Annotated in this window: 10 protein-coding genes; 1 reads left to right on the forward strand and 9 read right to left on the reverse strand. The window is 37.3% G+C overall.

Annotated elements, in window-relative coordinates; genetic code table 11:
- Positions 1–128 precede the first annotated feature (128 nt).
- The 9 genes from ACESSZ_RS02290 to ACESSZ_RS02330 form a co-directional block, all read right to left on the reverse strand.
- On the reverse strand, positions 129–1,487 hold the full coding sequence (locus tag ACESSZ_RS02290; protein WP_008687288.1) for a PFL family protein: 1,359 nt from the start codon (positions 1,485–1,487) through the stop codon (positions 129–131).
- 14 nt (positions 1,488–1,501) lie between these two features.
- A complete protein-coding gene (locus ACESSZ_RS02295) occupies positions 1,502–1,771 on the reverse strand; it encodes an ACT domain-containing protein (protein ID WP_008687286.1) in 270 nt (89 codons plus the stop codon).
- 120 nt (positions 1,772–1,891) lie between these two features.
- Positions 1,892–2,407: a hypothetical protein gene (locus ACESSZ_RS02300; RefSeq protein WP_008687284.1), complete on the reverse strand. Its 516-nt coding sequence runs from the start codon at positions 2,405–2,407 to the stop codon at positions 1,892–1,894.
- Positions 2,408–2,467: 60 nt separating this feature from the next.
- A complete protein-coding gene (locus ACESSZ_RS02305) occupies positions 2,468–3,586 on the reverse strand; it encodes a sensor histidine kinase (RefSeq protein WP_008687282.1) in 1,119 nt (372 codons plus the stop codon).
- The gene (locus ACESSZ_RS02310; RefSeq protein WP_008687280.1) at positions 3,583–4,683 is read right to left on the reverse strand and encodes a sensor histidine kinase; all 1,101 of its coding nucleotides are present in this window, start codon (positions 4,681–4,683) and stop codon (positions 3,583–3,585) included. Before ACESSZ_RS02310 ends, ACESSZ_RS02305 begins: the two co-directional genes overlap by 4 nt.
- Positions 4,673–5,362: a VanR-ABDEGLN family response regulator transcription factor gene (vanR, locus tag ACESSZ_RS02315; RefSeq protein ID WP_008687279.1), complete on the reverse strand. Its 690-nt coding sequence runs from the start codon at positions 5,360–5,362 to the stop codon at positions 4,673–4,675. The genes ACESSZ_RS02310 and vanR overlap by 11 nt, the downstream gene beginning before the upstream one ends.
- A gap of 393 nt (positions 5,363–5,755) precedes the next feature.
- Complete coding sequence (locus ACESSZ_RS02320) at positions 5,756–6,676, reverse strand: transketolase family protein (protein ID WP_008687277.1); 921 nt, start codon at positions 6,674–6,676, stop codon at positions 5,756–5,758.
- Complete coding sequence (locus tag ACESSZ_RS02325) at positions 6,676–7,500, reverse strand: transketolase (RefSeq protein WP_008687275.1); 825 nt, start codon at positions 7,498–7,500, stop codon at positions 6,676–6,678. Before ACESSZ_RS02325 ends, ACESSZ_RS02320 begins: the two co-directional genes overlap by 1 nt.
- 559 nt (positions 7,501–8,059) lie before the next feature.
- Positions 8,060–10,213, reverse strand: a complete 2,154-nt coding sequence (locus tag ACESSZ_RS02330; protein ID WP_008687272.1) for a Tex family protein — start codon at positions 10,211–10,213, stop codon at positions 8,060–8,062.
- A 729-nt stretch (positions 10,214–10,942) separates the two neighbouring features.
- On the opposite strand from ACESSZ_RS02330, the gene ACESSZ_RS02335 reads away from it, so the two are divergent.
- Positions 10,943–11,590: a pentapeptide repeat-containing protein gene (locus tag ACESSZ_RS02335; protein ID WP_008687271.1), complete on the forward strand. Its 648-nt coding sequence runs from the start codon at positions 10,943–10,945 to the stop codon at positions 11,588–11,590.
- Positions 11,591–11,754: the final 164 nt, after the last annotated feature.

Raw genomic sequence — 11,754 nt, forward strand, 5'->3', positions numbered from 1 at the left:
TACACGCAACACTTCCCTAGGATGATTCTATATGGAATACAGATAACTTCTTGTATCTTTCATACAATCATACTGAACAGAAAAAGTCTAAAAGCTATCTTCCTATAGTTTTTAGACTTTTGTATCATTTAATTCTTCAAGCTCTGTAAAGGAGCTGGTATTCTTCCCATTCGATGAATCATGACAGAATTATCACTCTGATTAATTTTCATGATAGGGCCACTTCCTAACAAACCGCCAAATTCCAGTTCATCACCTGCTTGTTTACCAACTGCCGGAATCACACGAACTGCTGTTGTCTTAGAATTCACCATTCCAATTGCAGCTTCATCCGCAATGATACCACTAATTACCTCAGCAGTTGTTTCACCAGGAATTACAATCATATCTAAACCTACGGAACATACCGCTGTCATAGCTTCTAATTTTTCCAGGCATAAAACACCGGCACGTGTCGCTGCAATCATACCGGCATCCTCACTGACCGGGATAAATGCTCCACTGAGACCGCCAACCGTGCTACTTGCCATGACACCGCCTTTTTTTACCGCATCATTCAGCATTGCCAGACAAGCTGTCGTACCATATGCCCCACAAGTCTGTAAGCCCATTTCCTCTAAGATATATGCTACGCTATCACCGACAGCCGGTGTCGGTGCTAAAGAAAGATCCACGATACCAAATGGTACACCTAAGCGCTCACTTGCCAAGGAGCCAACCAATTGACCCATACGTGTGATCTTAAAGGCTGTCTTTTTGATGATATCCGCAATCTCATTCATCGGCGCATCCTTAGGAGCTTTCGCTAACGCAGCCCTTACCACACCCGGACCAGATACACCTACATTTATGACACAATCCGGTTCTCCAACACCATGGAAAGCACCGGCCATAAAAGGATTATCCTCAGGCGCATTACAGAATACAACAAGCTTTGCTGCTCCAATACAATTGTTATCTTTTGTCAGTTCAGCCGCTTCCTTCACCATACGACCCATAAGCTCTACTGCATTCATATTAATGCCTGCCTTTGTGCTGCCAACATTAACAGATGCACACACATGCTCCGTCTGTGCTAATGCCCGCGGGATGGATTCCATTAATTCGCGATCGCCGGCTGCACATCCTTTCTGCACTAATGCGGAATAACCACCAATAAAGTTAACCCCTACTGCTTGCGCACACTTTTCCAATGTCAATGCATATTTTACAGGATCACCGCCACTAGCAGCTACCAACATGGCAATCGGTGTAACCGAAATTCGCTTATTAATAATAGGGATACCATATTCACGAGAAATATCTTCTCCTGTTTTGACCAGGTCTTTTGCCAACCGCGTAATCTTATTGTATATCTTCTCACAAGAACGATCGATATCACTGTCGCAGCAATCTAATAAAGATATACCCATGGTAATCGTACGAACATCTAAGTATTCTTCATCGATCATCTTTATGGTTTCCAGAATATCATGTACATTTATCATAGACAATTCTCCTTCTAAATTTTATGCATGGAATTAAAAATATCCTCATGCATGACGTGGATAATTAAACCTTCTTTTTTTCCTACCTCTTCCATATGCTGTGCAAAATCACTCAAGGATGTATTACCTTTTGTAATATCAATCAGCATGATCATCGCAAACATATCTTGCAGCAATGTCTGTGAAACTTCCAGCACATTCATATTCGCCTTTTCGCATTCTACACTGACTTTCGCCAGAATGCCTACCATATCTTTACCAATTACACTTACTACCGCTCTCATCTTTTTGCCTCCTCTTAAATCTTATCTTAAATTATACTGTATAGTGAAAAAAAGCACAACTATAAATCTAAAAAATGTATACATGTGTATTTACACCGCATACATTTTAAAAGAATATACCTATTTAAACGTCTCATTTGCAATTGCCATTGGCTGTAACTCAAAAGGTTCCCAAGCCGCCTGCAACCCTTCTAGATTACAAATAAATTCTTCTTCGCGATAAGGGACATCCTTCTGCTGCTTTAAACAGTCCGCAATCTTAAGGGACATCGCATTTGATAGTTGCACGATTTTTCTACCTTTCACTATATTCTTACCATCAAGTAAATATAACGTGCAGGTATAACCACTGCCTGTAGCAAAATGTGTAAACAATGTTTCATCATAATCGTTATCATGCACATTAAATACGAAATCACTCGTATCAATCGCATCCTCCAATGTTAATAAGAAGATGGCGATATCATATTTATATACAAACGCTATTTCCAAAGGCTGTTTCTTTAATGCCTTCAACTCGAAATCCGTCCATGTTTCATCCTTGATCACAAAGACAAATTCGTGATCGACATAGTCCATAACCGTTCCTTCCTCTTCAATGGCTATCGGAAATTGCTCATTTACTTCACAACGCATACGCTTTCTTTCCTTTCTGTACTATTCACTTCATGCATAAGCCACCAGCATCCTTTCAGCTTATGCATGCGCTACTTCTTTCTCCAAAGTTTCTTTGGGCAAATCAATATAAAACTGCAAGGTATCCTGCAAAGAACTTGCCCTAAGGATGCCTTTATGCATATCAACAATCTGTTTTGCAATACCTAAACCCAATACATGCTGCTTACCACTTCCATGCAAATCCTCTAAGCGATAATAGTTATGGAAAATATGAGCAATCTGATATGCGGACAAATGAGGAACACTGCCTTTCATCACAATCGTATAATGCGCACTATGCTCCATAAGCTGTATAACAATGGTACTATTGGCATCCCCTAATGCAATCATATTCCGTAATAAATCACGCAGAACTCTGGCAATCTTGTCATTATCCGCATATAAGGGCAGCTGATGTTCATACTGCACATCCACTTTCATACTCTTTTCTTCCAACATTTGATAATATTCATCCAACACCTGCTCCACCATGCGATCCAAATACATATGCTCCGGTGTCCATTTCGCATAACGCAGATTGAATCGAGTGATATCAAAGAACTCATTGATCATCTCTTCCAGATCCATGGATTTATAAAGAACACTTGCCATAAACTCCTTACGTAATTGTGGCGATATTCTTTGTTCCTTTTCTAACAGTTCTAAATACATTAAAATATTTGATAAAGGCAATTTTATATCCTGTGCTAATAAATAAATCAAATCCTTCTTCTTTTCTTCATCCTCTAAAGCTGCTTTCTCATTGCGCTGATAATCCTCCGCAATGGATAAGATTAGTTTTTGGGTAGGCTGCAACTCTTTAGGAAAATTTAACTTTTCGCGTTGCTTTTCCAAAACATCATCCATACCTTCCATTAACACGCGAAGATAGTTTGACAGCTCTCGGCATAGAAAATAAACAAGCATAAAACCAGTAATGGCAATAATGGCAGGTAAAACAATAGCAAAAATCTTCTTAAAGGTTGAAAATGGGTCACCATCTATCAAAAGTACTTTTAAAAAATCAATGACAATGCCATTTAATACATTATCAAAAATATACAAGATCGTAGCTCCACCTAGGCTCAATGCCAATACAATAAAGGTATATTTCAGCACCAAGCGGCGTTCTAAGTTTTTCAAATATCGCTCTTTCATATCGATGCCCCTAACGTATAAGGTAGATGCAGATAAAAGGAAATCTCATCGCCATCTAATTCTGCATGAATATCCCCATGATGCAGCTGCATAATTTCTCGCGCAATTGCTAAACCTAAGCCGGCACCACCACTGCTGGAACTGCGGGCACTCTGTGCACGATAAAATTTATCAAACAAATGTGCAACGGCTTCTTCCTTCATATCCTCAGCTTTATTGCGATATAATAGTTGAATGCCCTGCTCTTGTTTTGTGACCGTAATATAAATGGTCGTATCCGGTTTTGCGTAATTGATAGCATTACGCATCAGATTATCAAATACACGCTGTAGTTTATCATAATCACCATCAATCAACATATCTTGTGGGATTTCTTCCTTTAATTTAAGACCTTTTCCTTCTAATAAAGGATAAAAACCTACCAATTGCTGCTTTAACATCATAGTCAAATCAATATGTGTAACATTCAGTTGTGACACCTTATCATCATAACGTAAAACTTCAGAAAACTCATCAATCAATTCATTTAAACGGTTTGCTTTACTATGTGCAATGGCTAAAGAAGATGCTTCCTGTTCTTCATTCAAATGATGATCCAAAATGTGATTGATATAACCAATCATTGATGTTAAGGGGGTTTTCAGATCATGTGCCAGATACATTAATAATTCATTCTTATGCTCTTTCTTTTGTGCAGACACTTCTTCACTCACACTGCGTTTGGCAAGCAAATTTTCGACTTTCTTTTGAGCCTCCAGAAATTGTGGAAACATTTTGAAAAATAAAGGCTGCTTACGCAAAGGTTTTCCTTGTAGACAGAGTAGTAAGGCATCCATGCTGTGAAAGAAAGATACAATAAAAAATAACAATAAAGCGATAAACCCAATGGTGAATAACAAGGTATTAATCTCCCATGAATGCTGTAAATAGTAATAATAAAAATCCCCATTGCTTAAAGTTCCTTTACTGGCTTCTAACCCAGCTTTACTGCCGATCATGGCAATAAAGAGTAATAAAACTGCAGATACGATAAGCGTCAACAGCAGAAACCGCAGAGTCAATTGTTTCCGCAGCTGCTGATACCAATTATTCTTCAATTTTATACCCTACGCCCCAAACCGTTTTAATAAATTTCGGATTACGAGGCGGTTCCATCATCTTCTCTCGCAAGCGGCGAATATGTACCATCACCGTGTTATTGGAATCAAAATATTTTTCTTTCCACACAGCTTCAAACAATTCTTCACTAGGAACGACTCTGCCACGATTCTTACATAAATACCACAAAATCGAAAATTCAATCGGTGTCAGATTTAAAACTTTATCATAAAGTGTGCATTGATGAGAATCATTATCGATGATAAGTCCTTTAAAATCAATCACATTTACATTATCCTTTGTTGTATTATATTTCTTATAACGACGCAATTGTGCCTTTACTCGTGCTACCATCTCCAGCGGATTAAACGGTTTGGTTATGTAATCATCCGCTCCTAATGACAATCCCTGAATCTTATCCATATCCTCAATTTTAGCCGTTAACATGATAACCGGGAATGTATATTTTTCACGTATGATCTTGCATATCTCAAAGCCGTTAATCTTTGGCATCATGATATCCAACATTGCCAAGTCAACGGGATTATCCTTTATAAAACGCAATGCATCTTCGCTGTCATAAAATTCGTGGACCTGATATCCCTCATTTTTCAGATACAGGGTGACAAGGTCAGCGATTTCTTTTTCATCATCCAGTACCAATATTCTTGTTTGCATAGTATCCCTCCATGCTTGTATTATAACAAATCCTTCACATAAATTCCTTATCTAAAAGAAATGTAAGAAAATTGTAAGCCACAATCTTTAATTTCTGTCTCTTTTTCTTTTATACACGCTTATAAACGTGAAAGTTTACAGATGCTTATGAATGGAAAAAATGCTTATGAATATAAAAGTTAACAGATGCTTATGAACCTAAAAGCTAACTGTAACTTATGAATGGAAAAGCTAATGAATGCTTATGATCTTGCATGAAATTGTACATTACTTGCCATACTGGCTAGTTACTTATTCTTTAAATCACAAAAGATTTCTATCAAATATCACAAAAGCTACTTGTATGAAAAAAGAAGAAGGAAAGGCTCTCCCTCTTCTCTTTATCGATATGTATTATTCTTCAATAACTGCTTTAACAATATCCTTACTAGTTAAGCCATATTTTTCCAACAAGCCAGCAGGTGTACCACTTTCTCCGAAAGTATCCTGAACGCCAACCATCTTAATTTTTGTTGGAGCATACTGGCTCAATGTTTCAGCAACTGTACTGCCCAAGCCGCCGATGACACTATGCTCTTCACAAGTAACGAATAAATCATGGCTCTTCGCCAGTTCTACCAATAAATCTTTATCAATTGGTTTGATCGTATGCATATCCACTACAGTTGGTTCATAGCCTTTTTCCTTTAGCTCATCATAAGCCTGTAATGCTGCTTCGACCATAATGCCACAAGCTATGATTGCGACCTTTTTCCCTTGACGTAGGACATTTCCTTTTCCAACTTCAAACGCCATATCTTCTGAATATACCGTTTCCACTGCACTTCTGCCCAGACGAACGTAGCAAGGTCCATCAATTTCCGCCACAGCACGGATAACTTTATCCGTTTCCACTGCATCTGCCGGACAAATGACAGTCATACCAGGAATGCCTCGCATTAGGGAGATATCTTCAATGCTTTGATGACTGGCACCATCTTCACCAACCGTCAGACCGGCATGTGATGCACAGACTTTCACATTCAGATGTGGATAACCGATAGAATTACGAATTTGTTCAAAAGCTCTACCAGTCGCAAACATGGCGAAGCTAGATGCGAAGACGATATTACCACTTGCTGCCAGACCTGCCGCAACAGCCATCATATTGCCTTCTGCTATTCCCATATTATAATGCTGTTCAGGTGCTACTGCTTTGACTTCTTTTGTCTTTGTTGAACCAGACAAATCAGCATCTAACACGATGATATTTTTATTTTCTTTTGCTAATGCCGCTAAAGTTTTCCCATAAGCTTCACGTGTAGCTACTTTCATTATTTATTTCCCTCCAATTCTTTGAGTGCATCCTGACACTGTTGCGCACTAGGGGCAACACCATGCCAACCTGCCTGATTTTCCATGAAGGAAACACCTTTTCCTTTCACCGTTTTCGCGACAACTACCGTAGGTTTGCCCTTAACGGTTTTCGCCTCTTCACATGCCTCAATTACAGATGCAAGATCATTACCATCTTCCAGCGTAATGACATTCCAGCCAAAGGCTTTAAATTTTTCATCAATTGGTGAAGGATTCATGACATCACTAATCTTGCCATCAATTTGCAATCCATTGTTATCTACAAATGCCAAAAGGTTATCCAGCTTGTAATGAGCAGCTGCCATAGCTGCTTCCCATACTTCACCTTCTTGACATTCACCATCGCCTAACAATGTGTATACACGATAAGGCAGTTCATGATACTTGTTCGATAACGCCATTCCTACAGCCGTTGAAATACCTTGCCCTAAAGAGCCGGTTGACATATCTACCCCAGGCAACTTACGCATGCTAGGATGTCCCTGTAAACGAGAATTCAGCTTACGGAAGGTTGCTAATTCTGTTTCTTCAAGAAATCCTTTTTCTGCTAATACAGCATACAACAGCGGTGATGCATGTCCTTTTGATAACACAAAACGATCACGCTGATTGCTCGTCAGATTGTTCTCATCAATATTCATCTGTGTGAAATAAATAGCCGTCGCAATTTCCACAGAGGATAAACTTCCACCCGGATGACCAGATTTTGCTTCTGTCACCATTTTTACGATATTCTTTCGGATATTCGTCGCATGTCCCTTTAATACGTCGATTTCTGACATTCCTTAGTCCTCCTTATAATTACCACGTTTATTATACTATAAAATCTTTATTTTTCATAAGGAAATTACGTTTTGTGTAAAACTTTCGCTTGCCTTTATTACAAAGCGATATCGTCAATATTTAGTTATATGGATACTACATGTCACATGTTTAGAAATGATGAAATTTTAAATTTAAACTGTCAAAGAAAGCTTGGTTTTCTTCACTTTTTAGCTGATCGTGATTTGCATTGCAAATGATAAAAAAATGTTGATCAGATATAAAAAAAGATCATAATAAAATTAATTCCGTTAGGTTGTAAAGGATAACGCACATCATTCTTTATGAAAGTGGTTCTACTTATCCATATTAAATAAAGATGAATAGATGATGTTCTTAACGTCGCATCTTTAAGAAAAGGATGTGTTTTTTAATCGAAATGATCCTGCGGGTGAAAAGACCAGCACGTCATTTGCTTAGAAAACACATCCATATCTTCATTATAAAGTACTTCCATTACTACCTGATACTATTTTTATCATCATTGACTAACCAGTACCCTCTTCATCAACCACAGCTTTATTTTTGCAATGGTAACAGACTAAGTTGTACTTTTTGTTTTTCTTGATCAATATTGTATACCCAGACTTTGACAACATCTCCTACAGCCACAACTTCACTAGGATGTTGCACTCGCTGACGGCGCATTTTTGAAATATGTACTAAGCCGTCTTCATGCAAACCGATATCTACAAAAGCACCGAAGTCCACAACATTACGAACAACACCTTCCAATTCATCTCCGATATGCAGATCTTCCAGCTCCAATACATCACTTCGTAAAATTGGCGCATCATAGCGTTCACGATAATCACGCAATGGAGAACGTATGGCATCTAAGATATCTTCAATCGTATATACATCAGCGCCTAATTCTTTTGCTAAGGCTGAAGATGTCACTTTTTCCAAAGAAGCTCTTGCTTCCTCGCTTCCCATCATAGAAGGTGTTAAAGCAAATTGGGCAAGAATTTTTTTCGCCAAAGCATAGCTTTCAGGATGAATAGATGTTCGATCTAAAGGTTCATCACCGTCTTCAATGCGCAGGAAACCAGCCGCCTGTTCAAATGATTTTGCTCCGACCTTTGGAATTTGCTTTAACTCGATGCGGTTTCTTATTTCACCATGGTCTTCACGATAGGTCACAATTGATTTCGCGGTGGCTGCACTTAAACCAGATATATTTTTCAATAATTCACTGCTGGCAGTATTCACATTTACTCCTACACGGTTCACTGCTTTTGTAACGACAAAATCCAAACGTTCTTTTAATCGTTTCGTTGGCAGGTCGTGTTGATATTGACCAACACCGATAGATTGTGGATCTATTTTAATCAATTCTGCAAGTGGATCAATAACTCTTCGAGCGATTGATATAGCTGAACGCTGTTCTACTTGAAGATCCGGAAATTCTTCACGGGCGAGCTTACTGGCAGAGTATACGGATGCTCCTGCCTCACTGACGATGGTGTAAGACACCGCAAGGTGATAATCACGTATCAACTTTGCAACAAAAGCTTCGCTCTCGCGACTGGCTGTACCATTGCCAATTGCGATGATTTTTATAGGATATGTTTTTAGCAAATTCAGCATGATACTTTCGGCTTCTTTTGTCCTGGCATTTGGCTGATGGGGGTAGATGACACTGATTTTCAATAGCTTTCCGGTTTCGTCTATTACCGCAAGTTTACATCCTGTACGAAAAGCTGGGTCAAAGCCTAATACCATTTTTTGTTTCATTGGTGGTTGCAACAATAGTTTTTCTAAATTCATAGAGAATACTTCGATTGATTGTTCGTGTGCTCTTTCACTCAGTTCATTGCGAATTTCTCGTTCTACGCTTGGAAATGCAAGGCGTTTTAATCCATCCTGCACAGCTTCTTCAATATAAGGAACCGCTGGACATTGGCGTTTTTTGGTGAATCTCTGGATAGCCCAATTCAGTTGATAATCTTCATCAAAATCTATGGAGACTTGGATGACCTTTTCTTTTTCTGCACGATCGATTGCCATGATACGATGACTCGCTAGGGTGGAAATACGTTCATTGTAATCGTAATACATTTTATACACTTTTTTTGTATCTTCATGTTTCTTTTTCTCTTTTGTCACTAGGCGTCCATAATGTTCCATACTGTTTCTGATGCGTTTGCGGATTTCAGCATCATCACTAGCTTTTTCGGCAATAATATCTTTTGCCCCTTGCAAAGCATCTTGAATAGTTGGTACATCTTCTTTTATATAATTTGCTGCTTCTTGTGCGACATTTACGTTTGGCAGTAGTTTTAATAACCATTCAGCAAGTGGAGCAAGACCTTTTGCCTGTGCATCTGTTGCACGGGTTTTGCGTTTTTGTTGATATGGTCGATATATGTCTTCTACTTGTGACAGCTTTTCGCATGCTTCAATTTGTTTTTTTATTTCTTCTGTTAATTTTCCTTGTTGTTCAATAAGACGTGCCACGTCTTCCTTACGTTTTTTTAGGTTTAGCTGATATGCATAATTTTCCTGAATGACGCGGATTTGTTCTTCATCTAGACCATTTGTGACTTCTTTTCGATAACGGGCGATGAAAGGGACCGTATTTCCCTGCTCTAGTAGATCTAAGGTGTTTACCACTTGTTTTTCACTGATATTAAGGGATTTTGCAATTGGTGTGATAATCATTTGTTCCATTTTAATGTCCTTCCTTTATTTGGTTTTGGTTAGTGTTCTATAACTTGTCAATTTTACGCATAAGTGCTTTGAATGAATATGTATCTTGAATATCATATGCTTTGAATGAATATGTGTTTTAAATATCATGTGTTTTAAACGAATATGCGTTTTGAATTAACATGTATTTTGAATATCATGTATTTTGACTGAATATGTAGGTTTAGATGGAGTAATCAGATATAAAATACGATTCATGCTCTCTTAAAATGATAATATAAAAGCAAAATATAGAATCAATCCATGTATATAAAATACATGATATCATTATAAGACGAAATACCAATGATTGGCAAGTTTAGTTTATTTCTGAAAGGAGCAGATTTTTGAAAAAAAACAAAAAATTGGCTTTGATAATCGTCAAGATATAATCATAAAAAAGATGACTATAGTTTTTAAAAAGATTCACTTTTATCATAACGCTACTTCATCATATTTTATAAGGAATAGATGTAAAAGGACCTTTCTACATTTTTTAGGTTTATAATTAACGTGAAAGACTCTTTTTCACTATATGTTGTCAATGAGTAAGGATTAAAGTAAAAACTATACAAGATTATTCTTTTCATGATAAAATTTTGCACCATGATCAAAAAGTATATAGACTTTCATAACATGGGTGTTATAATGAATCCATTAGAATTTACTTAATAAATTTAACCGTTATACACAAATAACTTGGAGGTTTAAATGAAAATTGAGAAACCAAGAATACCCTCATATTTAGAAGAACAGACAGAATTCCACAAAATGGTGGAAGAGGAGCCCTATCTACAAGGACTAAGTTTTAAAAATTGTCTAATTACTGAACCAGAATTGCCATGTCTGCATTTGGATGGCATAGTATTTGAAAATGTATGTTTTGAAGACTGTAATTTTCTTAACATTGACATGATTGATGTCATTTTTGAAAATTGTGAATTTAACAATGTTGTTTTTAGTGATGGTGCCATACATCGCACTATTTTCAAAACATGTCGCGCAATGGGAACACAATTCATTGATTGTGTGTTACATAATATACAATATATTGAATGCAATCTGCATTATGCGAATTTCAGTGGAAGTCGTTATAAACAGACGATATATAAAAAATGTGATATAGGTAGTTCTAGCTTCATTCAATGTGGATTTAAAAAAACGTTATTTGAACATTGCAGTTTAGTAGATAGTGAATTTTATAATACTAGTCTTGATGGCATGAATTTTGCGACAAGCGAAATTGATGGTATTGGTGTAACACAAGATTTATTAAAAGGCGCCATCGTAAGCACAGATCAAGCGCTACAGCTAGTAAAACTATTAGGCTTAATAGTAGATGAAACTGAGTTGGAATAACCATAATGGTTATCTTTATCTTATTACACGCCACAACAATCCACATAAAGTAATTTATACTGTAATTACATATTAGAAAAACCAACTAAAAATTTGATTGTCCCCTAAAACACTGCATCTATCAGCATTATCAAAGGTTTTAAGATATGGGAACTCTGTATTCG

The organism is Eubacterium sp. 3_1_31, assembly GCF_964249515.1.
GTDB classification, from domain to species: domain Bacteria; phylum Bacillota_I; class Bacilli_A; order Erysipelotrichales; family Erysipelotrichaceae; genus Longicatena; species Longicatena caecimuris.